Origin of the sequence: Flavobacterium cheongpyeongense, from assembly GCF_003202435.1 — a bacterium.
Classification (GTDB): Bacteria; Bacteroidota; Bacteroidia; order Flavobacteriales; family Flavobacteriaceae; genus Flavobacterium; species Flavobacterium cheongpyeongense.
In genome coordinates this window covers 1-24,882 of the sequence record NZ_QJHK01000021.1, presented here as the reverse complement: position 1 = coordinate 24,882, position 24,882 = coordinate 1, and the positions used below count along the sequence as shown (strand labels likewise).

The 24,882-nt window shown below is 34.4% G+C and carries 14 protein-coding genes; 8 read left to right on the top strand and 6 right to left on the bottom strand.

Features of this window, described 5'->3' with window-relative positions; genetic code table 11:
* Positions 1 to 29: 29 nt before the first annotated feature.
* Positions 30 to 992: an HU domain-containing protein gene (locus tag DMB65_RS18565; protein WP_110308129.1), complete on the bottom strand. Its 963-nt coding sequence runs from the start codon at positions 990 to 992 to the stop codon at positions 30 to 32.
* A gap of 241 nt (positions 993 to 1,233) precedes the next feature.
* Here DMB65_RS18565 and dprA point away from each other — a divergent pair, with 241 nt between their 5' ends.
* Positions 1,234 to 2,334 carry a DNA-processing protein DprA gene (gene dprA / locus DMB65_RS18560; RefSeq protein ID WP_110308128.1) on the top strand — a complete coding sequence of 367 codons (1,101 nt, stop codon included), beginning with the start codon at positions 1,234 to 1,236 and terminating at the stop codon, positions 2,332 to 2,334.
* Positions 2,335 to 2,805: 471 nt separating this feature from the next.
* On the opposite strand, the gene trpS is transcribed toward dprA, so the two are convergent.
* Entirely contained in the window at positions 2,806 to 3,780 is a 975-nt protein-coding gene (gene trpS / locus DMB65_RS18550; RefSeq protein WP_110308126.1) for a tryptophan--tRNA ligase, read from the bottom strand.
* 203 nt (positions 3,781 to 3,983) lie between these two features.
* On the opposite strand from trpS, the gene DMB65_RS18545 reads away from it, so the two are divergent.
* Positions 3,984 to 4,733 (top strand): lysophospholipid acyltransferase family protein, encoded by a 750-nt coding sequence (locus tag DMB65_RS18545; RefSeq protein WP_110308125.1) that lies wholly within the window; start codon positions 3,984 to 3,986, stop codon positions 4,731 to 4,733.
* A gap of 513 nt (positions 4,734 to 5,246) precedes the next feature.
* Here the strand turns inward: DMB65_RS18545 and recA are convergent.
* From recA to DMB65_RS18525, 4 genes are all read right to left on the bottom strand, one after another.
* The gene (gene recA, locus DMB65_RS18540) at positions 5,247 to 6,254 is read right to left on the bottom strand and encodes a recombinase RecA (RefSeq protein ID WP_110308167.1); all 1,008 of its coding nucleotides are present in this window, start codon (positions 6,252 to 6,254) and stop codon (positions 5,247 to 5,249) included.
* A 163-nt stretch (positions 6,255 to 6,417) separates the two neighbouring features.
* Entirely contained in the window at positions 6,418 to 6,927 is a 510-nt protein-coding gene (locus tag DMB65_RS18535; RefSeq protein WP_110308124.1) for an acyl-CoA thioesterase, read from the bottom strand.
* A 30-nt stretch (positions 6,928 to 6,957) separates the two neighbouring features.
* The gene (locus DMB65_RS18530; protein WP_110308123.1) at positions 6,958 to 7,341 is read right to left on the bottom strand and encodes a DoxX family protein; all 384 of its coding nucleotides are present in this window, start codon (positions 7,339 to 7,341) and stop codon (positions 6,958 to 6,960) included.
* Between the two features lie 6 nt (positions 7,342 to 7,347).
* Positions 7,348 to 8,496 (bottom strand): DNA polymerase III subunit, encoded by a 1,149-nt coding sequence (locus DMB65_RS18525; RefSeq protein ID WP_110308122.1) that lies wholly within the window; start codon positions 8,494 to 8,496, stop codon positions 7,348 to 7,350.
* A gap of 449 nt (positions 8,497 to 8,945) precedes the next feature.
* Between DMB65_RS18525 and DMB65_RS18520 the strand changes: the two genes are divergently transcribed.
* From DMB65_RS18520 to DMB65_RS18495, 6 genes are all read left to right on the top strand, one after another.
* Complete coding sequence (locus DMB65_RS18520) at positions 8,946 to 9,398, top strand: hypothetical protein (protein ID WP_110308121.1); 453 nt, start codon at positions 8,946 to 8,948, stop codon at positions 9,396 to 9,398.
* 186 nt (positions 9,399 to 9,584) lie between these two features.
* Complete coding sequence (locus DMB65_RS18515; RefSeq protein WP_110308120.1) at positions 9,585 to 10,877, top strand: hypothetical protein; 1,293 nt, start codon at positions 9,585 to 9,587, stop codon at positions 10,875 to 10,877.
* 102 nt (positions 10,878 to 10,979) lie between these two features.
* Positions 10,980 to 11,402 carry a hypothetical protein gene (locus DMB65_RS18510; RefSeq protein ID WP_110308119.1) on the top strand — a complete coding sequence of 141 codons (423 nt, stop codon included), beginning with the start codon at positions 10,980 to 10,982 and terminating at the stop codon, positions 11,400 to 11,402.
* Positions 11,399 to 12,880, top strand: coding sequence for a gliding motility protein SprC (sprC, locus tag DMB65_RS18505; RefSeq protein ID WP_110308118.1), 1,482 nt, complete (start codon positions 11,399 to 11,401; stop codon positions 12,878 to 12,880). Before DMB65_RS18510 ends, sprC begins: the two co-directional genes overlap by 4 nt.
* Position 12,881: 1 nt before the next feature.
* Positions 12,882 to 16,949 (top strand): PorP/SprF family type IX secretion system membrane protein, encoded by a 4,068-nt coding sequence (locus DMB65_RS22595; RefSeq protein ID WP_110308117.1) that lies wholly within the window; start codon positions 12,882 to 12,884, stop codon positions 16,947 to 16,949.
* A 130-nt stretch (positions 16,950 to 17,079) separates the two neighbouring features.
* Positions 17,080 to 24,882, top strand: a 7,803-nt coding sequence (locus tag DMB65_RS18495) for a beta strand repeat-containing protein (protein WP_110308116.1), incomplete at its 3' end; no start/stop codon positions are given.

The following is a 24,882-nucleotide window of genomic DNA, read 5'->3' as shown; positions in this document are numbered from 1 at the left end:
TATTCTGCAGAATAGGTTTTTTTATGTATTTATAGGTTTTCTATTAAAATCCAGGCATCCGGATTTTCTACTTTTTGAATTTCTTTTTGTGCTTTTTCTGCTTCAGCCATTGTGGTATAGCTTCCGTACAATACAGGAAATAATCCATGTTTGTTTACACCTAACATTCTTGCTTTATAACCGTCTTTGATTAATTGATCATAAGCTTTTTTTGCATTTTGCTCACTTCTGAAAGCTCCTGCTATAATATGATAAGGCATTGTTTTTTCAAGGAGCTCTGTTTTTGATGTATCAACTGAAAGTGTTACTTCCGGCATAGGATTTTGAATCAAAAAGGTAGCTTCCTGAATTTTGTTTTGTACTTTCTTCTGAACGGTACCTTCAACAATAAGTGTTTCTGCAGCAATTTGTTTTTGATATAACGGATATCCAATACTTCCTGTAATCCCTAATCCCAAAACAAAAATGGCAGCATATTTTAAATAAGAACCTGAAGACTTTCTTTTATGTTCAGCATATAGTGGAGCTGGTTCATTCTTTTCAATTCTTTCAATTTCCTTTTCAAAGTTTTCTCTTTTTACTAAAGGAGAAACAAAAGGGCTTAACCCAAAAGAGGTGGTTAAATAATTATTTTGCTGTATTGGTTTGAAAACTAGTTTATTATCACTGTTTAAACGAATTTCACCAATATTTTTTAGATTTAAAATTCCATCTTCATCTAATACTTTTTGCCAGTTTAAAATTTCAAAAGCAATGGCGCTTACAGCAAAGCCGTAAGATGTTTTCTCTGCATTAGCAATATGATTTGCCAGTAAACCATCATTGTTTTTGATGTGACTGTTAAAAGAAATCATTTTTTTAGGAGGAAAAAACGAATTTGTGCTTTCATTAAGCTGCGCCGACTGAATTTCGGTTAAAAAAGCACCAAATCCTGGAACCGTTACACACTGATAACGATACAATAACTGCGAGATGTAAGTTTCGATTTTCATAATAACAAAGTTATACATCCAATATAGTTATCAAAATTTTATTCACAATTTTTATTAACAATCTGTTTGATATTACAGATGATTAATTTTCAGTATTTTAAATAAAATGTTTTTTTTTTATATTTAAAATTAAAAGAGATAGAGGTTTATTTTTGAAAGAATTTACTTCTAATTCATATATTTGTCGATTCAAAGAAAACTGTTTTAATTATTTAATCTGCCACTTTAAATTCTATATGCCATGTCAGAACAAGATTTATTTTATTTATTAGCCTTGCTCAGGGTTGAAGGGGTAGGGGATATCATGGCTAAAAAATTGTTGTCTAATTTTGGAACTCCCGAAGAAATTTTCAAGGCAAAAACGAATCATATTGCTGCAATAGATGGCGTAGGTTCAGTATTATTGAAGAATTTAAAAGATAAAACTGTTTTTGAAAAAGCAAATCGGGAACTTGAATTCATCAATAAAAATAATATAAAAGTATCTTTTTTTAAAGATGAAAAGTACCCGGAACGACTGAAACATTGCATAGATTGTCCAGTATTGATTTTCTCTGCTGGGAATATTCATTTTAATAACAAGAAGATAATCAGTATAGTAGGTACCCGACAGATTACCTCATATGGAATTGAATTCTGTAAAAAGCTAATAGAAGATCTGGCACCTCTTGATCCTATAATTGTTAGTGGTTTTGCGTATGGAGTTGATATTGTGGCACATCAGTTGGCGATAGAAAATGGCTTGCAAACGATAGGTGTTCTTGCACATGGTTTAAACCAGATATATCCTAAAGCCCACAAAAAGTACATGGCAAAAATGGAGGAAAATGGAGGTTTCATTACCGAATTTTGGAGTTCAGCAAATCCCGATAAAGAGAATTTTGTTCGTCGAAACAGAATTGTTGCAGGCATGTCTGAAGCTACAATTGTCATAGAATCAGCAGATAGGGGAGGTTCGCTCATCACTGCAAATCTGGCAAACGATTACAATCGTGATGTTTTCGCAGTACCCGGACGTGTTACAGACAAATATAGTCAGGGCTGTAATCAATTGATTAAAATGCAAAAAGCAAATGTTATTACCAATGCTGCCGATTTGGTTTATATGCTCAACTGGGATATTGAAAACAAGCCTAAATCGGTACAAAAGCAATTGTTTGTGGACTTGGAGTCTGAAGAACAAAAAATCTATGATTTCCTGCTAAAAAACGGAAAAGAATTGCTGGATATTATCGCACTTCAATGCGAATTTCCAATCTATAAAATCTCCGGTATATTATTGAATATGGAGCTTAAGGGTGTAATCAGGCCTTTGCCGGGGAAATTGTTTGAAGCAATATAGCTTTATAGAATCAATTTTTTATTCCTGTTTATGTGATTTAAAAATATTTATAAAAAATAATATAATCGAGAACACACAAAAAATCATATTAATTATAAAATTTTCGTAAAAAATTAATGTAAGAAGAATGATTTCAAAATGTGTTATAGAAAGGTGATAATTTGTTTTTCTTCCAAGAAAGAAGATTATCAAATATCCTACAAGAAAAAGTACTTGAGAAAAAGTAAAGATTAATGCAGTATAAAAAACTTCAGTGCTAATATCATACGCCCATCCAACAGTTTTGTTTATTCCATATGACTGCTCATCTCCAAAAAGATAAGCCAGTACAAATCCAAATCCAAAAAGTGATATTAAGATAAAAAACAGGTATTTTGTGAATATTTTTCTTAACATTTTATTTTAAGTGAAATTACAATTTTGGATAGAAAACCCAACATGTTTGAAAACTGTCGGGCTTTAACTTTTTAATTATTTTTCAAATCCAAGAACATTTCGAACTTTTGCTAAAACACCATCAGCAACTACAGAAGCTTTTGCAGCACCTTTTTTCAAAAGTACATCTACCTCTTCCAGATTGTTAATATAGTAATTGTATTTTTCTCTTTCAGATTTAAATTTTTCAGTAATCAATTCAAAAAGAGCTTGTTTAGCGTGACCATAACCATAATTTCCACCTAAATAATTAGCTCTCATGTCGGCTATTTGAGACTCATTCGCTAATAAAGAATAAATAGCAAAAGCATTACAGGTATCCGGATTTTTAGGATCTTCAAGCGGAGTACTGTCAGTTTCGATACTCATAATTTGTTTACGCAAAACTTTATCATCAAGGAAAATATTGATAATATTATTGGCAGATTTACTCATTTTCCCGCCATTAGTTCCTGGAATCAATTTGCCTTCTTCCTGAATTATAGCTTCCGGAAGTACAAATGTTTCTCCCATTTGACGATTAAAGCTTGAAGCAACATCACGCGTGATTTCTATGTGTTGTTTTTGATCTTTTCCAACTGGAACAAATTCAGCATCATATAATAAAATATCTGCAGCCATTAACATCGGGTAGGTAAAAAGCCCGGCATTGACATCACTTAAACGATCAGATTTATCTTTAAATGAATGTGCTAAAGTCAAACGCTGGTATGGAAAAAAGCAGCTTAAATACCAGGTCAGTTCTGCCGTTTGTGCCACATCAGATTGTCTGTAAAACGTAACTTTATCAGGATTTAAACCGCACGCAAGCCAGGCTGCAGCAGTACTATAAGTGTTTTCTCTTAATGTTTTTCCGTCTTTTATTTGTGTAACTGAGTGTAAATCAGCAATAAACAAAAAGGAGTCGTTTTCAGGATTATTTGATAATTCGACTGCAGGAATAATTGCTCCTAATAAATTGCCTAAGTGTGGGGTTCCGGTACTCTGGACTCCGGTCAGTATTTTTGCCATTCTAGTTTTTTCTTATTTCTAATCGCAAAGTTCGCAAAGTTTTCGCAAAGCCCGCAAGGTTTATTATTTTCTTCTGCAAAAATTAGAAAGTTTTTCTAAAACTTCTCTTAGATTTCAGGTTTTATTTTCATAAAAGTTTAAAAATTCTAAAATTCTAATGTTCTAAAATCTAAATTCACTTCTCTTTTCTTACATTTGAAACCATGAAAGGAATTAAAATTATTTTTTGGATTGTTTGGCGTATCTGGTTTTATATTGTGATGGCCATTCCAATATTGATTATGCTGCCATTTTTAGTGGCTTCAATTATAACGGAAAGCGGATACCCATATTTTTTTAAAATGGCTCGTATCTGGGCAAAATTCATCCTTTTCGGGATGGGGTTTTATTACAAAATTGAACGTCTGCAAAAATTGGAAAAGGGCAAAAGTTATATGATTGTTGCTAATCATACTTCGATGACTGATATCATGCTGATGTTGGCGGTGGTTAGAAATCCTTTTGTTTTTGTTGGTAAAAAAGAGTTGGCGAAGATTCCGTTATTTGGATTTTTCTACAAAAGAACCTGTATTTTAGTAGATAGAAATTCGTCAAAAAGTAAAAATGAAGTTTTTAAGAGTGCGCAAGACAGACTTAATCAAGGACATAGTATTTGTATTTTTCCAGAAGGAGGGGTTCCTGATGATGAATCAATTGTATTGGATGAGTTTAAAGACGGTGCTTTTAGATTAGCAATTGATCATCAGATTCCAATTGTTCCAATTGTATTTGCTGATAATAAGGAGAGATTTTCATATACTTTTTTAAGTGGAAGTCCTGGAAAAATGAGAGGAAAAATTTTCCCTTTTATTGAAACTAAAGGTCTGACAAGCGAGAATAGAAAAGAGCTTCGGGATCAGACAAGACAGTTGATTTACAAAGGATTACTTGAATTTAAGAAAGGGTCAAGGTAAATAATATTAAACCCGACAAATTTTTAAGTTATGTCGGGTTTTCTTTTTGAATTAAAACCCCTTTTATATTCAAAAATTTCTTTTTAAATTATTTTGTAAAAATTAAGCGTAATAATTTTACCAGTAGTTTAGTCTTTTTATTAAATTTAACTAATTGAATATTATATGGTTAAATATAGTATTAGTTAATATATAAAGAGTTTTTTAAAACTAAAATTAACTTTAAATTTTTATAGATCATTTAAGATCGATATGATTGAGTAAAAACAATTCTTAAAAAAATCTATTAGTGATAAAATAAATACTAATAGATTTTTATTGCAAATAACCAACCAAATTTATGCTAAAAAGTATCGAATGTATTCTGTAAAATAGCGTTCGATATTTACGTTTACTATCAAGATGATTGAATTTATAAAAGGTTGCGTCGTGGTTTTAATTTTTTTAAATAAAAACCCAATAGTTCAAACTATTGGGTTTGTAAAAACATGTAAGTCACAGAATTTTAAAGCTTTAAGCGTTAGCCAGTTCTTTCATATATTCTTTAATTTTTACTTCTAATTCATCAGCTAATTCAGGATTATCTTTAATTAAAGATTTTACAGCATCCCGGCCCTGACCTAATTTTGTATCTCCGTAGCTAAACCATGATCCCGCCTTTTTAACGATATCAAATTCAACAGCCAAATCTAAAATCTCACCTGTTTTAGATACTCCTTCACCGTACATGATGTCAAATTCGGCAGTTTTAAATGGAGGAGCTACTTTATTTTTAACAATTTTAACCTTTGTTCTGTTACCAATTACGTTTTCACCATCTTTAATTTGAGATGAACGGCGAATATCCAAACGTACAGATGCATAAAATTTTAAAGCATTACCCCCTGTTGTCGTTTCAGGGTTTCCAAACATTACACCAATTTTTTCTCTTAATTGATTAATAAAGAAAACAGTACAGTTTGTCTTGCTGATTGTACCGGTGAGTTTTCTCAAAGCCTGTGACATTAAACGTGCATGCAAGCCCATTTTAGAATCTCCCATTTCTCCTTCTATTTCGCTTTTTGGTGTTAAAGCTGCAACAGAGTCAATAACCACAATATCAATAGCTCCTGAACGAATAAGGTTTTCGGCAATTTCTAAAGCCTGTTCACCGTTATCCGGCTGTGAGATGATCAGATTTTCGATATCTACTCCTAATTTTTCAGCATAATTTCTGTCAAATGCATGTTCAGCATCAATAAAAGCAGCAATTCCTCCTGCCTTTTGAGCCTCAGCAATTGCGTGAAGGGTTAAAGTCGTTTTACCGGATGATTCCGGACCGTATATTTCAATAATTCTTCCTTTTGGATACCCGTTTACACCTAGTGCAAGATCAACGCCCAGAGAACCTGAAGAAATTGTTTCAACTTCTACAATAGCTTTGTCCCCCATTTTCATTACGGTTCCTTTTCCGTAAGTTTTATCTAGTTTATCAAGTGTAAGCTGTAACGCTTTTAATTTGGCATCTTTGTCTGAACTCATCTTTTCTTTTTCTTTCATATAAATTATTAAAATTTTTTCTTCTCAAAGTAAATCAGGAAATTATAACTTCATGATTAGGTTTCTAAAGGCTTGTAAATTGTAAAAATACTTCTTTTTTTTCAAGATTATTATTTCCAATTGTTACAAATTGTGACAATTTATGCTATAAAAATAAAGCTTTTAATTCTGTGGCATCAGATGGTTTTATTTTACCTGCAAGTAGTAAGCTCAATTGTTTACGACGCAAAGCAGCATCAAATCTTTGTATTTCCAGGTCTGTTTGCGGAACAATTGGAGGAACTTCTACAGGTCTTCCGGTATCGTCAACAGCAACAAAAGTGTAAATAGCTTCATTGGCTTTGGTTCTGTTTCCGGATTCGCGGTCTTCTACCCAGACATCAATAAAAACTTCCATTGAACTTTTAAAAGATCTTGAAACTTTTGCTTCGACAGTAACAACGCTCCCCAGCGAAATGGCTCTGTTAAAAGCAACGTGGTTAACAGAAGCTGTAACTACAATCCGTCGTGAGTGTCTTCGGGCAGCTATACTGGCAGCACGATCCATACGGGCTAACAACTCACCGCCAAAAAGATTATTTAAAGGATTTGTTTCGCTCGGTAAAACTAAATCGGTTAATATTGTCAGAGATTCTTCTGGATGTTTAGAATTCATTTTTTTTAAATAATTTAAATAATTGCAAATTTAATTTAGCCAAAAAACAGCCATGACAGCAGGTATAAAATAGATAACAATGGTTCTTGCACCATCGTAATCTTTGGCTAAACGTTGTCCGAAAAGCATCATTAACAGACAAATACACGAAAAAACAGCACCATAAAAACCAAATTCACGACCACTATTTGTCACTAATTGAATAGCGCCCACAACGCACAAAATTCCGGAGATTAGTTCTACAATCAAAAGATGTAGAAGTGCAGGAGGAACCAGGTTTTTTAGAATTGTTTTTGAAAAATGTTCCTTAAGCCAGGCAACATTTTCTTTCCAGTAAAAAATTTTTTCATAACCTGACTGTAAAAAGGTTAAGGCTAAAAAAGCCAGCAGTAAAATAGAGGCAACATTATTCATTGAAAACTATTTTTTATGAATTAATCGAGTAAGTTTTATAGATAAATCTGTTAAGATTATTTTTGCATTTCCGTTCCTTTCAATATGATACATGGCATCTGAAAGTTCTTTGAAAATTTCATGAATATTGTTTCCGTTGACGAAAGGGGCAAAATTTTCTAACTTAAATTTGTCAACTTTAGGTTCGATATAAACCAGATTCGCAGCTTCATAATTAAGCAAAAGTGCCTGTCTGAACATTTCGATGCAAAATTGAATAAATTTTTTCTGGCTTTCACGTCCAAGAGCAGCAATTTCTTCACTCCATGAAATTAAATCCTGAATAGCTGCAGCATTTCCTTTTGCTCTAAATGCGGCACGAACCCAATTGACAAACCATTGTTCGAAAGGATATTCTGAATCGTCTTCTTTTAACAAATGCAGTGCTTTATTAAAATTTCCCTGAGCCTGATGAGCGATTTTTTTGGCCAGATTTTGATCTGTTTTTTCTTGTAAAATAAGAGCTTCGGCAATTACTTTTTCTGGAATTCCGTTAAAATGAATTACTTGACAGCGGGACCGGATAGTTTGAATAATATCTTCTTCATTTTCTGAAATCAGGATAAAAATGGTTTTATCTGATGGCTCTTCTAAAAGTTTCAATAATTTATTAGAGGCAGCAATATTCATTTTATCAGCCATCCAGATAATCATTATTTTATAGCCGCCTTCGTATGATTTTAGTGAAAGGGATTTTAAAACTTCCTGAGCATCTTCAACGCGAATTTCACCCTGTTTGTTCTGTACACCCAAAATTTTATACCAGTCAAACAAACCTCCGTAAGGCATTTCCTGAATAAATGTTCGCCAGTCCTGAATAAAATCTAAACTTTTTGGTTTTGTTTTTACATCTTCTGTTGTTACAGTAGGATAAATAAAATGTAAATCCGGATGTGAAATATTCTGAAATTTCAGATTACAGGAATCATTTCCGTTTGCATTTTCATCACCTGTATTATTGCATAAAATGTATTGTGCATAGGCAATAGCAGTTGATAATGTGCCACTTCCTTCTGGCCCAACAAATAATTGTGCATGTGGAATTCTTCCTAAAGAAGCACTTTTAATTAAGTGACTTTTGATATAGTCCTGACCTAAAATTTCTGAAAATTGCATAGAACAAAGATATAAGAAAATGAGAGAGTCAAAAAAAATATAAATCAAACTTTAAATTTCTTGATTTCATTTTTATAGATGAGTCGGTTTTTAACATAACATGTTAATTTATATTCTGCTAAGTTTTGTTAATAGTGATATTATTTCGAGGAGATATTAAGAATTTTTTGTTAATAGTTTTTTGAATATTATGCAAAAATGAACTTTTTTTTTGATTATAATTGACAAGTTCAATATACTTTTTTATTTAATTTTAGATAAAATCTTACAGAAAACATACTTTCATGAAATAGAATTGACACGTGTTAAGCCCATATTTTACTGGTATATAAAAATAATTTTAAGTTTTTTTTAAGTATATTTTTTAAAAAAAAAAATATTAAAGTTGCAGATTAAGTTAATTTATATATTTTTGTTTTCATCAAAAACAAACTTTTTAATAAGAATCTATGAAAGGGAAAATTATTTTTTTTAGTGTATTTTTTTTATTGACTACAGGGGCTATATCTGCCCAGGCTAAAAATGCTCCTCGCAGTATCATTAGTACTACAGCTCTTATTCGTAAATATCACGATCAAAAAGAATTGAGTGGAATGCAAAAAGGAGAATTATTAGAGTTATATATTGAACGTATTAAGGTGCTTGTAAAAACACTCCCGTACATTGCTCTGGTTACCAAGCCCGGAGTTACAATGGCAGATTTAGGCATACCGGACGATAGTGAGCATAAGAAATCTTTAGAAAATCAGGCTTTAGGAACTAGTACTTTTTTAGATACTACTGTAGATTTTCAAAGAAAAATGATGCCTTATTCTGATAAAGCAAATTTAATAGCAGCAATTTTATTTTACGAAGGAACTTTGAAATCTTTACATGAATTCAACGAATTGAACGAAATGTAATTTTTGGAATATTTTAGTACCCTTTTTAAAACGTTTATTTATGGATTAAATTTCATTTTAAATTTTTTAAAAAGGGTGTTAACACAACTCGTTTTCGATGTATCCTAATTTTTTGGAAACACGAGATGAGTTTTTATAATTTACGCATCCCAAATTTATTATTAACCGTAATACCCCCCCCTTATCATGAAAAAATTTACTCAAATAATCTGCGTTTTTTTGACAGTTGCAAGTATGAGTGCTCAGCAAGAAAAAGGAATTATGGGCTACAACAATTGGTTGAACAACTGGACCGAATTTAAGCCTAACAAAGTTGAATATGGTGAAGCCAACCAAATTTTAGCTGGAAACATCTCAACTAACACAAAATTGCTTAAAAAAAATGTTTATGTTTTGCAGGGAAATGTTTATGTAACTAATAACGCCGTTTTAACAATTGAACCGGGAACATTAATCATAGGTGATTTCGAGACAAAAGGAACATTGGTAGTCACAAAAGGTGCATCCATTATAGCAGACGGTTTGGAGACAGATCCTATCGTATTTACTTCAAACAGAAGTCAGAAAAAAGCTGGTGACTGGGGAGGAATTGTAATACTTGGTGATGCTCCAATTAATAAATTTGGAAATGTAGGATCTTATAATTTAGATCTTGATCCTTCTCGTACTAATTATGGTGGCGATAATCCTGCTGGAAATTCAGGGATTTTGAGATATGTGAGAATCGAATTTGCTGGTAAAAAAGTAAAAGGTTTAGGTACTTTCAACGGTCTGACACTAGCGGGTGTTGGAAACAAAACAATTCTAGAAAACATTATGGTTAGTTATTCTGCAGGAGATTCATTCGGATTTTTTGGAGGAGACCTAAGTGCAACCAAATTAGTTTCTTATAAATCCATTAATGACGATTACAAATTTACTCAGGGAGTACAATTTCGTCTACACAATTCTCTTGCAGTAAGATCTTCTTATTTATCAAGTAATAAAGACGGATCTCGTTGTTTCGAGGTTGCTTCATATGAGAAAAAAAGTGAAACAGATTTTACTAAAAAGCAAACTTTAGTCATAGCTTCAAATATTACGATGCTTAATGACAGTGAAAATATAAATGCTGATATTCAGTCAGGTTTGGTAAAAGAAGCTGTTTATATTGCTGAAAATGCTTCTCTTGAAATAAAACGTAGCGTAATTTCAGGTTTTAATCCTGCAGTTTTATTAGATAGTAAAACAGAAATTAACGATGCCAATCTTAAAAAAATTAAATTTGAAGAAATGTTTTTCAACTTATGTAAAGGAAATATCTTTACAGAATTCAATTCTAATAATGAAGATCTAGAGAGCTGGTACGGTAATAGTGTATTTTTTAACGTGTACTCTCAAAGTGACAATAAAGAAACTTTTATAGATATTTTTAATCCAAAAAAACCAGATTTCAGACTTCAATTAGGAAAAATCACTGCTTCAAGTGGTAATAGATAATAGATTTAGATTTTTATTTCAAAACGTAAATTTTATTAATTAAGTCCCAGACAATTTATGTATACGTCTTAAAACAGGACCCAAATAAAGATCAAAAAGAATATGGCACCAAGTATTAAAAATTATTTTATATATACAGTATTTTTGGTTTCTCCTTTAACATTAAGCTTATATTCCCAAAGCAAAATAGAAAAAAATATAAATTCTAATTGGGTTATTGGTGAAGCTGAATCGTTAAAAAATCAAAACCAAGCAACGGCAATAATTACACCTGTAATTAATTTAGAATTTTCTAAACAGTTTATAGTGGAGCTATCCATCCCCAAGGATAGCTTTGCTGTAGAAGCTGTAGGAACTGATGAAGGAAATACAGATATCACTTCTAAAAATCAATCAAAAAATATCGCTACGTATTCAGTACTTGCAAAAGATATTATTGAAAATTATAAATATGATTTTTCTGAAACCTTTATAGATATTTTGTTTTTTGAAGATATAGACTTAGCAAGAATTCGTACTATATGATGAAAAGAACTACTCTTTCTCTGATAAAATCATTACTTTTTTTAGGAGTATTTTTCTTTACCGTTTACCAGTCTAATGCCCAAACAACAATTTCAGCCAGTAAGTTTGATTTTGTTAATATTTGCGCAGGGGCCATTGTAAACGGCAGCCCCTTTAATGAGTATTATGTAACATTTACATACAACAATTTTCCAGCTGATGTAACTTTTGCTGTTGAGTTATCAGATGAGAATGGTAATTTTTTAACAACACCAATTTTAGCAACAAATTTAGAAGTTACAGATATTTCTTCTACACAAAAAAAAATAAAGTTCGCTGTTCCTGTAGATTTGAAAGGTTCAGATACTTATAGTATAAGAATAAGGAGTAATAAAAATGTTAATAGTCAAAGAATTAAAAATTTACTTAATAAAGACACTTTTTCGGTTTATTATGAAAATTACGTAGACCCTTTTTCTATCAATAATCAAGGTCCTAATGCAGCTTTTTGCAGTGGCGGAAGTCTAACTCTTTCTATTGACAATCCCACTCCTTCGATTAAAGAGTCTTCCCCAATAAACTATCCAAATTTAAAATACCTCTGGTATAAAGATGATGTTCTTATTTCAGGGCAAAACGCAGCCAGTTTAGCTGTAAATACTCCTGGCCTTTACTATGCAAAAATTGATTATGGTCCATGCTCTGATAATAATTTCAGTTCAAATCGTGTGAATGTAACGAGCATATCAGGTTCAGGATCTACAACTACTATCACTTCAAGTTTAGGAAACCCTTTTTGTGCTAATGGAGGTAATACAGTTTTAACGGCAACTTCTGGAAACAGCTATGTATGGAAAAAAGATAACGTAGTAATTAGTGGTGTAACAACCCGTACTTATGCAACCAGTGAAGCTGGTCTTTATACTGTGGATGTTAATTTTGGAGGTTGTACAGCATCTGGAAGTATCAACCTGCTAAGCAATAGTTTTGATGCAAGTATTGATGTTGATGTAAATGAAGGATTTAAACTTGAAGAAGGTGAAACCCGCAGTGTAACTGTAACTGATGATGCTGCAAGTCCAACTTACGAGTGGTTTTTGAATGGTAATGCAATTGCAGGAGCTACTACTGATACTTATTTAGTTTCTTTTGGAGGAAATTACAGAGTAAAGATTTCTCAGTCAGGCGGATGTATTTCTACAAAAGAATTTAGTTTTAAGGTTATAGGAGATCTGAGTCCGTCGTTAGTTATTCCAAATATTATTAAATTGAGTGGTAATAATTCGGTTCCCTATTGGAATATTCCTGAAGAATATAAAAACGAAAACACAAAAGTCATAATTATCAGTTCTAATGGCGAAAAAGTTCTGGATGTTGTCAATTATCAGGGTGACTGGCCTCAGACAGGATTAGATATTAAAAATGTAAATCCGGTATATTACTATGTTATTAAAGGCGATGCAGGTGAAAAAAAAGGATCAATAACAGTGCTGAAATAATATGAAGAAATTTTTACTATTCTTAACTTTATTACACGGTACATCACAATTACTCTATTCTCAGGATACAAATGAGAATGGAGTTGTTTCGTTTTCATTACCTGTCCGAAATTCATTAAAGTTTAATAGATATTTAATCAACCCAACATTTAGTTTTGTGCGTGAGCAAAACCCAATGATCAGTTTTTATAATAAGCGCCAATATGTACAATTTGACGACGCCCCAAATACTTATCTCTTTAATTATTCAGGTCGTTTAAAAGAAAATGATGGTTACGCCGTTGGTTTATTTCAGCAAAATTATGGTTTAATGACTGTTTTTGGAGGAGTTCTCAATTATGCCCATAATATTGTTTTACAGGAAGACAGCAATTTAACTTTTGGATTAAACGTGGGTGCTTATCAGAGTGCCTTAAATAAAGGAAAAATAATTTCTGATAGCAGCATTGAAGGAGATTTCCCTTCAAATACTTTAATTGCTGTTAATCCGGGTATTAATTACGGAACCGCCTTTCTTGATTTTGGATTATCTATGAACAATTTGATTCTGTATAATTTTGCTTCAGGAATGATAAAAGAAGATCCCGAAAAAGCGATTCAATTACACGCTATGTATACAGGTTATATTGATACCTATGGTTTTTTTGATCAAAGTAGATTTTCCGGTATTGTGAAAACAGAAATTAAAAAGGATAATACTATAATTTCAGGACTTGCAATGCTTACTATTCCACAAGGAATTTGGGCGCAGGCGGGTTATAATACTTTACATGGAGTTTCAGCAGGTTTAGGACTTAACATTACATCTAATATCGCTATAGAATATAACTATGAAAGGGGTTTAGGAAATTTTACAAATCTGGGCTCCTCCCATGAGTTTGTCATTGCTTATAAGTTTAAAAATACAAATTACTATTATGGAGACGATGAAGAAGGTTCTCTAGTAGATACTTCTAAACCAAAACAAGTAATTGCAAAAAAATCAACTACTCCAATTACGAGAGTCGATGGTGCAACAAAAGCAAAATTAGCTGCTGATGCAAAAGCAAAAGCAGATGCAGAAGCATTACAGGCAAGATTAGCAGCGGCTGAAAAAGTTAAGGCAGATGCTGAAGCAGCCGCAAAAGCGAAACTTGAAGCAGAAAAAGCAAAAGCAGATGCTGAAGCATTAAAAATGCAATTAGCAGCCGATGCAAAAGTAAAAGCAGATGCCGAAGCAACAAAAGCAAAATTGTTAGCTGAGGCTAGAGCAAAAGCAGATGCAGAGGAAGCAAAACGTAAAGCTGAAGCAAAAGCAAAAACAGAGGCTGCCGATTTAGAATCTATTATAGCTGCAGATGCAAAAGCAAAAGCCGATTCAGATGCATTGCAAGCAAGATTAGCAGCCGAAGCCAAAGCTAAAGCAGCTGCAGAGGCTAAAACAAAAGCCGCAAAAGATGCTGCTATCAAAGCTAAAGCTGCTGCAGATGCTAAAGCAAGAACAGCCGCATTAGCTGCAGAAAAAGAGAGATTAGCAGCAGAAGCCAAAGTAAAAGCGGATGCAGAAGAAAGACAAGCCAGAATAGCCGCAGAAGCCAAAGCTAAAGCCGACGCAGAAGCCCTACAGGCAAAATTAGCCGCGGAAGCCAAAGCGAAAGCGGATGCAGAAGTTCTTAAAATAAAATTAGCCGCAGAAGCCAAAGCGAAAGCCGACGCAGAAGCCTTACAGGCAAAACTAGCCGCAGAGACCAAAGCGAAAGCCGATGCAGAAGCCTTACAGGCAAAACTAGCCGCAGAAGCCAAAGTGAAAGCTGATGCAGAAGCTCTTAAAATAAAACTAGCAGCCGAAGCCAAAGCTAAAGCCGATGCAGAAGCCTTACAGGTAAAATTAGCAGCCGAAGCCAAAGCGAAAGCTGATGCAGAAGCTCTTAAAATAAAACTAGCAGCCGAAGCTAAAGCTAAAGCCGATGCAGAAGCCTTACAGGTAAAATTAGCCGCAGAAGCCAAAGCGAAAGCTGATGCAGAAGCCTTGCAGGCAAAATTAGTCGCTGATGCTAAAGCCAAAGCCGATGCAGAAGCCCTACAGGCAAAATTAGCAGCGGAAGCCAAAGCTAAAGCCGATGCAGAAGCCTTACAGGCAAAATTAGCCGCGGAAGCCAAAGCTAAAGCCGATGCAGAAGCTCTTAAAATAAAATTAGCAGCAGAAGCCAAAGCTAAAGCTGATGCAGAAGCCTTGCAGGCAAAATTAGCCGCGGAAGCCAAAGCTAAAGCCGATGCAGAAGCCTTACAGGCAAAATTAGCCGCGGAAGCTAAAGCTAAAGCGGATGCAGAAGCTCTTAAAATAAAATTAGCAGCAGAAGCCAAAGCGAAAGCTGATGCAGAAGCCCTACAGGCAAAATTAGCAGCAGAAGCCAAAGCGAAAGCTGATGCAGAAGCCCTACAGGCAAAATTAGCCGCAGAAGCCAAAGCGAAAGCTGATGCAGAAGCCCTACAGGCAAAACTAGCCGCTGAAGCCAAAGCTAAAGCTGATGCAGAAGCCTTACAGGCAAAATTAGCTGCGGAAGCTAAAGCTAAAGCTGATGCAGAAGCCTTGCAGGCAAAATTAGCCGCAGAAGCCAAAGCTAAAGCTGATGCAGAAGCCTTGCAGGCAAAATTAGCCGCAGAAGCCAAAGCTAAAGCTGATGCAGAAGCCTTGCAGGCAAAATTAGCAGCGGAAGCTAAAGCTAAAGCTGATGCAGAAGCACTACAGGCAAAATTAGCAGCGGAAGCTAAAGCCAAAGCTGATGCAGAAGCCCTACAGGCAAAATTAGCCGCTGAAGCCAAAGCCAAAGCTGATGCAGAAGCCCTACAGGCAAAACTGGCAGCGGAAGCCAAAGCGAAAGCTGATGCAGAAGCCTTACAGGCAAAACTAGCCGCTGAAGCCAAAGCTAAATCCGATGCAGAAGCTCTTAAAATAAAATTAGCAGCAGAAGCCAAAGCTAAAGCTGATGCAGAAGCCTTACAGGCAAAACTAGCCGCTGAAGCTAAAGCCAAAGCTGATGCAGAAGCCTTACAGGCAAAACTAGCGGCTGAAGCTAAAGCCAAAGCTGATGCAGAAGCCCTACAGGCAAAATTAGCCGCGGAAGCTAAAGCTAAAGCTGATGCAGAAGCCTTACAGGCAAAACTAGCCGCTGAAGCTAAAGCCAAAGCTGATGCAGATGCATTAGCAGCTGCAAATCAAAAAGACGAAACTGCTAAAGAGCTTGATAACTTAACTCAACTAGTTGAAAATTCAGGTAAGGCTCAAACAGACTTAATTGCTCAGTTTAATGTTACTGTAGCTAATAAGCAAAAAGATCTGAATGATATGAAGGAGGAAAATGATTTGAGTGAAAAAGGAATTTATAAAGAGCCAAAACCATTTAAGAGTGTTAGTGCAGAGAATGCTCAGATAGAATCGCTAAAAATTCAAATTGCAGATGCAAACAGAACTCAAAAAGATGCTATAACCAATTTGACAAACCTATATAATGAAAGACTTAAAAAGGTTCCTAATAAAAATGACGCTTTAAATAGAGCTTATTTAGAGAAAATTAATCAATTAAAAGCAGCACAATTAAAAGCAGAACAGGAAAATATTGCATTAATTGCAAATTTAGAACGTATTAAGACTGAAACGGAAATTGAAAGAAAACGTCGAATTAAACGTGCAGCTTATGAAAATGATGAAGGAAGATATGCACAGGATCTCGCTGCTCTTAAACGTATAAAAGAAACGACAAAATTAAGCAGTACGCCATTGACAGAAAGCGATTTTGATTTTGGAGAGGATCAGTCAAATATGCAGATTATTAAGAATATTAAAAATTCTGATAGCGGTTATTATTTAATTATTGCGGTTCACAACAGTGTTGAAAAACGAGATGAATTTTTAACTAAAGCCGTTGCTGCTGGACTTTCAGATGTTAATTTCTTTTATAATGTGACGACTAGTAAATATTATATTTATTATGAAAAGCATGAAGATTTATCCGGAGCCACGAATGCATTAGAATCAAAAGGAAGTAAACCTTACAATAGCAGAATGGTTATTGTAAAAGTTGAAAATTAATAATAGAATAAGGAATACAGTCCTTTTTAATTTTAAAAAGGACTAACAAATAAATATTTTTATAGCGCCTAAACTTTATTTTCTAATGCCCCTTAGATTATAAAACTAAAGCCCAAAAAAAGTAAATACCATGAAAAACCCTACTACTTTTAAACCTGCAGAGTTGGTTTTAGCAATGATTACAAATTTTGTATTATTTGCAGAAAACCAATATAATGATTTAAGTGCTCTTTTTTCACACAAAAAAGAAGTAAAGTATTTAAAAGCAATAAAAATCAAGAGTACTGCTATTCTTGTGTTTTTGTTATTTTTTGCTTTTAATATTGGACAGGCACAGGTTGGAACAAAGTTTTCAGCAAGACTTGATGATGGAAAAGGTAATAAATACATTAAAGTTCAGGGAGATATAAAATTAATCGGAAATACAATTCTGACTCCAAATGGTAAACGTTTACCGTTTAATGATGCGGGGAACAATAATGATCTGGATGCTGTTTATGTAGATATTGATGGTGATAACAGCACAGTAAGTTCAAGTAGTGCCAATTTATTAATTAATAATGGCTGTAAAAGGATTGTTTTTGCCGGTTTGTATTGGTCAGCGATGTATCCTAATGAAGCCAGTACAGATCGTAATTGTTTTAATTGCGGTACAGCACCACGAAACGATTGGAATCAGGTTAAGTTTAAGGTTCCAGGAGGTACTTATCAAACTTTAACGGCAACTGGTCCAAACGAAGTAATTTTTAAGGGAGCCAATACTAATGATTTCAACAATGGTGTTTACGTTTGTTTTAAAGATGTAACATCTATGTTGCAAGCATTGACCAATGCTGATGGTACTTATACTGTAGCTAATCTAAGAGCAACAACAGGTATCAGACAAGGGGGTAGTGCTGGTGGATGGACATTAGCTGTTATTTATGAAAGTCCAACAGTTTCAAGTAAATATATTTCGATTTTTGATGGTGCCCAAATGACCAATGTGGATGCAGCAAATCTATTATTAAAAGTTGATATTCCAATTAGTGGATTTCAAACTTTACCTAGCCCACTTCCAGTACTGGCAAAAGTTGGAGTAGCTGCATTAGATGGAGATTATAGTAAAAACGGAGATGGTTTATTATTTAAAAACGGCGCAGCAGTTACAGCAAACAGTGCATTTACACCAATAACCAATACACTTAATCCAACAACACTTACCCCGGAAGAAAATTCTAACTTTTTCAATGCTTCAATTACGGTTGATAATGCTCAGGTTACAAATCGTAATCCAACAAACCAAAATAACTTAGGTTTTGATATTGATTATTTAGCAATTCCAAATCCTTCAAATTCGGTTATACCTAATGGAGCGACTAATGGAACTTTTAGAATGTTTACCAATACTACTGGTGGAGATGGTTATGCAGCTTTCTTAGCAACTTTTGCTGTAGATATTATTGAGCCTAAGATAACATTAACAAAAGAAGTTTTTGATTATTCTACGACACCTCCTACCAATATGATTAACAAGGATGTTACTTTAGGCAAGGAGTTAAATTATGTAATTGGTTTTCAGAATCAGGGTAATGATAATGCAACCAATTTTACGATTACGGATATTTTACCTGTTAACACTAAATTTAATTATCCGGCTGATATTGTTTCCTTACCAGCTGATATTGTTATTAGTGGTGTAACTTACAAAGTGACTCATACTTATGATGCAGCAACCCGTACTATTACATTTACTATTCCAAAGCAATTTGTTGAAGTAAGTGATCCAAGATACACTATCAGATTTAAAGTTAAAGTAGTAGAATCTTGTAGTGAAATAAGTGATGTGTGTTCTAATATTGTTCAGAATACGGCTTTATCAAATTATTCAGGTACTTATAATACAAGTACTTTTGGCGATAAAAGTTTAGATTCTTATACAAGCTGTAACATTGGTATTCCACAATCTACAAACTTCTTGGTAGACGTTGATGACTGTAAGTTTGAAAAAACTGAAATTTTATGTGGAACCAGTATTCAAATTAAAGCAGCTAATGGATACAGCAGTTACTCCTGGTCAACAAGTCCAACAGGAACTCCTGTTATAGCAACAGGCCAAACGCTAACAGTTGTAAAAGAAGGAGTGTATTATGTTCAAAATACTGCTCCGGCACCTTGTTTATCAATAGCTGAAAAATTTACAGTAACACTTCCAAACGGATTAATGGAAAATCCGGTATTACCTTATGCAAGGGCTCCCTATGCTGGAAATATTACCCAATGTCCGGATAGTGGTAAATTTTTGCCTAACTTGTTTTTATGTGGTGCCAATGATTTTAGAGACATCAAAACGGGTATATCTGCAACGGGGACTACAATAGTGTGGGAAAAGCTAAATGAAGCGAGTTGTACTGCTGTTGTAAATGATAAATGTGCTAATGAGAGCACATCCTGTTCGTGGACACAAGTAGCCACAGGACCTGATTACAAAGCGGATACAAAAGGACAATATCGTTTAACTATTACGTATCAAAATAATTGTTTTAATCAGTTTTATTTCAATGTTTATAAAAATGAATTAAATCCGACTATAAGTTATAATGATATTTATTGTAACACGAAAGGAAAAATTACCGTTAATGGGGTTCCTGCTGGATATGAGTATAGTTTAACAAAAACAGGGACTTATCAGGATAGTAATGTTTTTTCTCCAATTAATACGGCTGGAAATTACACCGTATATATTAAACAAAAAAACGTTACAACAAATCCATGTATATTTGAGGTTTCCGTTAATATTGTAGACAGAAAGTTAGATGTAGAAATAATTCCTACTTCTCCAATATGTTATGGAGATAAAGGAAGTATAAAGGTTAATACATCTGGAGTAAGAGGACAGTATTACTATGAACTTTTCAAAAACGGATCTTCAGTTCAAAAAGTGGGTCCAGTTACGAGTGCTGATTATCTTTTTAATAATTTAGATGCAGGAGGTTATAGAGTAGAAGTAAAAACAGAAGACGGATGTATTTTTAATAATTACTATATCCCTATAAATGATTCCGCCGGTGAGATAAAGGCAACAGCTGCAATTAGCAGACCTTTAACCGATTGTACTACAGGTATCATAAAAATAACAGCTACGCAAGATAGAAATTATAGTAATTCTTTTTATTATTTTGTTAATGGATCATCTACCTTTCAGACTTCAAATGAAATTGAGGTTACTACACCAGACCTTTATACTATTAGAGTTGTAGGAACAAATAATTGTGAAAAAATAATTACAATTAATGTTCCTAAAACACCTAAACCAACTTATACAATTTCGTCAGGCAGTACTATTAACTGTTATGGGGATCCGGCACAAATAACTATTAATGTAACTAGTTCTACTGCGGGTTATACTATGGGTTATAGTATAAATGGCGGAGGAACTTATCAGACAAGCCCTGTTTTTTCAAATTTGACCCCAGGTACTTATAGCGTTAAAGTTAAATATAGTGTTACTTATCCAATTTCAAACTGGCCGTATACTGAAACAAAAGAATGCTCTGATCCTGCACAAACTGTTATCATAACAGGACCAAGTTCTGCAATAACTGCTTCTGCAGGTGTGGCTGAATTAGCCGGCTGTGGGCCTTTACAAGGAGGTCAGCCAACAGGGTTAATCAGGTTTACCAATGTTGAAGGAGGAACAGCTCCTTATCAATATAGTTTTGATGGTGGTGCAACATGGCAGGCTTCTGCTCAAAAATATGTAGTATCTTCTACTGTTTCTTATGATTTACGTGTAAAAGACAGTAAAGGATGTATTTATAAAATTCCTTATAATGTTGTTTTAGATCCTAAACCAGAGGATCCGGTTATTGATAGTAATATTAATCCGGTATTTAATTGTGATGGTACCGCTACAGCTACTGTTGTAGTCAATACTCCAACAACTTCCGGATCAACAACCTATACTTATGAGTACTATTTAGATGGGGTATTAAATACAAATACACCTAGTAATACTTTTTTAAATGTACCATCAGGGTCACATACGGTAAAAGTTAAATATAATATTTCAACAGTTTCTACCTATAGTAATTTACTACAGGAAGATTTTGGAAAAGGTGGTTACACTACAACACCTGGAATTAGTCCTGTTTACTGTTTCGAGGATGAATCAACGCCTCACCCTGCCAGTTGGCCAGTAGCAACATGCGGACCCATTACTGATTACCAAATCAATGATGGTAAATATGCAGTAGCTAGTTCTATTAAAACCAATTTTGGAGGTACTTGGATTGTAGCTAAAGATCATACCACACCAACAGACGCATTAGGAAGATTTTTATGTGTAAATATTGGAAGTTCAGCCGGGGTTGGAGGTATTATATACAGTAAACCAATTAAGGATGTTATTGAAAACCAGCCAGTACTTATTTCATTATGGGCAGAAAATTTAATGAAGAGTTCGACAGGATCCGAATATTCTAATCCCAAATTGACAATTCAATTGGTTGATAATTTAGATCCAGTAACAGGCGGGGGTACTATTGTTGCAACAACTGACACCGCAAATCCTTGGGATGTTCCTAGAAATGAAAAATGGGAGTATAAAGAATTGTCTTTAAATCCGGGTACTTATAAAAATCTTAGTTTTGTTATTCGCTCTTATAATACAGCTTTTAGTGGTAATGATGTACTGCTTGATGATATCTGGGTTCGTCAGATACCTAAATCATGTGGTAACGAAAAAAGTTTCCCAATTGTTATTGATTCAAACGGCGCTTTTAATGTACCAACTCCTGGAATTCAGGATACAAAATGTAGCACTTCAAACGATGGAAGTATAACCATTAATGTAGCTAATTTTAATACTACGACAGGATTTTATTATTCTATTGATAATGGCTCAAATTGGATTTCTTCAACAACTTCACCAGTAATAGTTTCTGGATTAGGTGCAGGTACTTATAAGGTAATTGTAAAATATGATGCTGCAGGAACATGTAAGTTTACATTTGATTCAGAAATTAAAGCACCTCAGCCAATATTTGTTCAGGCTGATAAAACAGCACCAACTTGTACAACACCAGCAACTATAACTGTTACTACTGTTACAGGAGGTACAGGAAGTTATCAATATCAGCTAAGTAATGCTTCAGGAATTGTAAAACCATTCCAGTCAAGTAAAACGTTTACGAATGTAGCACCAGGAACGTACACAGTTATGGTAAAAGATACCAATAATTGTTTGTCTGCTGAATCTTTACCTATAACAATAAGCGCAATAACTTCTCCATCTGCGAGTTTAGCAGCAAGTACAGATTGGTGTTATACGCCATCAAATCCTGCTAGTTTGGTTGTTACGGCAACCGGAGGGTTACCTCCTTATACTTATAAATTAGACAGTAATGCTGCAGTTAATACGAATACATTTAATAATGTAACGCCAGGTACACACACTATTTTAGTGACTGACAGTAATAATTGTACTGCGCCTGCAATTACGAATATTGTTATTGAACCTCAGTTGCAATTAGATGCAACTTTGGTGCAAGATTTAACATGTTTGGTTAATGCTTCTATTACAACAGCAGTGGCTGGTGGTTATGGAGCACCTTATACTTATACAGTTTCCCGTAATGGAGGAACAGCTACTACTGTTGCATCTTTCCCTTATACAGCAACTCAAGCTGGAAATTATGTATTTACAGTTACAGACAGCAAAGGATGTACTGCAACAAGTAATACTATTGAGGTTTCTCTAAAAACAACACCAACTTTAACAACTAATAAAACAGATATTACCTGTAATAATGCAAATAATGGTACTATTACAGTGACCGCTGCAAATGGATTTACATCGGTTTATACTTATGCGATTAAACTAAGTTCAGCTGCAGCTTATACTACCCAAGCAACAAATCAATTTACAGGTTTAGGTGCTGGTACTTATAATATCAAAGTTATTGACAGTAAAGGTTGTGAATCTGCTGTAAGTAATGTTACTATTATAAACCCAACTACTGTTGGAGGAACAATTAGTGCTACCGATTTAAGATGTAGCAGTACAGGAACCGTACCAGCTGTTGTTACAGTTGTAGCATCAGGAGGTTCTGGATCTTACCAGTATAGTTTTAATGGAACTACCAATTTTACAAATACTAACACTTACTCTACTTCAGTTGCAGGAACTGTTACAGCATATATTAAGGATGTTAATGGTTGTCAAATTGGACCATTGTCCGTTGTAATTGGAGCATTAGAACCAATAACTAATATAACAATTGTTGATAATGGTTATGATTGTTCAACTACTCCAGTAGGAGGTCAGGTAAGTCTTACTGTTGTAAAAACAGGAACATTAAATCCGATTAGTTATCAAATTATTTCAGGTCCGTCTGGATATAACGCAACAGCTAATTCTACAGGAATTTTCCAAGGCTTAGCTGCCGGAAGTTATGTTTTCCAGGCTACTGATACTAAAACAAATTGTACATTTACTAAGACTCATACAATTAGTGGAATACCTGCTATTACAGCGGGAGGTTCTGTGATAAGTACAATTAAATGTTTTGAAGGAACAGGAAACATTCAGTTCACCGTTTCAGGTATAAGTACAAGTGGTTATGATTATGTAGTTAAAAATTCAGGAAATGTAACTGTTGATTCTAATATTAACCAAACAGCAAGTACTGTTAATGTGAATAACTTGCCTGTGGGTAGTTATACCATTACAGTAACAGATAGAAAAACGAATTGTACGGCAACATATACTATTACACTTACTCAGCCAAGTTCTTCATTATCTATTACAAGTGCAGTTGGTACTAATGTAAACTGTAACAATGACAATTCACAAATTACGGTAACCGCTACAGGGGGTACCGCTTCTTATAGTTATGCTTATGCAGTAAGTCCTTCTACAGTTCCTACGTCCGCTTATGCTTCAGGTTCAGTTTTGACAGTTGATACTAATTCAGGTGTTAATCTGGTTTGGGATGTTTATGTAAAGGATGCTAACGGCTGTCCGGCAAAAAGAACAGTTAATATCACATCAGATGGCCTCCCATCAGTAACAGCTTTGGTAAGCAACCAGTGTACTGGATCAGGAAGCACCTTCCAGATTGTTGCATCAGGTACAGGAGGTTTGGCTCCATTAACTTATGGAATAGGAGGAACTACTGGTGCATTCCAGTCAAGCCCTGTTTTTAGTGTTTCAGCGGGTACTTATACAGTTCATGTTAAGGATGCCAACGGCTGTATAATGCCATCGGCAGCAGTTACTGTTTATCCACAGCTGACAGCAAGTGCAGCTGTAACCAGAGAGCTTAGCTGTTCACCAACTACTCCTCAGGCACAAATTACTCTTACAGCTTCGGGAGGCAGAACGTCTTATACTTATGAGGTTTCAACAAATGGCGGTACTTCATACACAGGTATGGCTACTAACGTTTATACAGCATCAGCAGCAGGTACTTATACATTCAAAATTACAGATGCAAATAGCTGTACAGTTACCACTACTACTACAGTCAATACGATTACAAATCCAACGGTTACAGCTTCACAAGTGAATGTGAGCTGTAATGGCGGATCAAACGGTTCTGTTATCTTAACAGGAGCAGACGGTTCAGGTGGTTATACTTACAGTAATAATGCCACTACAGGCTTTAGCACGACAGCTACCTTTACGGGATTATCCCAAGGTTCTTATACTTTTTATGTAAAAGACAGCAAAGGCTGTACAGGTTTGGTTAATGTAACCATTACCCAGCCAACAGCATTAACTACTACAGCTTCAGCAACGCCTTTTAAATGTAATGCTACTAATAATGTTAAGCAGTCCTCAGATGTTACGATCGATGTACCAACTACAGGAACTGCACCCTATACATATAGTTTCCAGGGAGGTGCCTTTACGGGTGTCAGAACATTCTCGGTTGCCGATAACGGTACC